Below are 473 nucleotides of genomic sequence, written 5' to 3' on the forward strand. Positions count from 1 at the left end.
GCCCCGACTTGGCGAGGATCTTCTTCGTCGCCGGGATCGGCGCGGTGAGCATGAACACCGGGTCGTCACCGGCGACGGCGAACGAGTGGAACCGGGCCCGCGGGGTCAGACCCAGCTTCGACGCCATCTCCTCGCTCATGATCAGCGCGGCGGACGCACCGTCGGTCAGCGGCGACGAGTTACCCGGGGTGATGTGCCACTGCGCCTCGGGGAACCGGGCCGCGTACTTCTCCGAGTAGAACGACGACTTCAGCCCGGACAGACCCTCGGCGGTGGTCGTGGCGCGCACCGTCTCGTCGACGGTGTGCGTGACCGTCTCGCCGGCGGCGTTGGTCACGTCGATCGGGATGATCTCCTTGGCGAACAACCCCTTCGACGCGGCGTCGGCGGCCCGCTGATGCGACTGTGCGGAGAAACTGTCGAGGGTGTCGCGGTCGAACTTCCACTTGGCGGCGATCAGTTCCGCGGAGATG

Annotated in this window: 1 pseudogene; it reads right to left on the reverse strand. The window is 67.9% G+C overall.

Going from position 1 to position 473, the window contains the following annotated elements:
* Positions 1 to 473, reverse strand: a pseudogene (locus P3H15_RS54590) (steroid 3-ketoacyl-CoA thiolase); the annotation flags it as partial.

This window comes from Rhodococcus sp. T2V, assembly GCF_029269925.1.
GTDB classification, from domain to species: Bacteria; Actinomycetota; Actinomycetes; order Mycobacteriales; family Mycobacteriaceae; genus Rhodococcus_F; species Rhodococcus_F koreensis.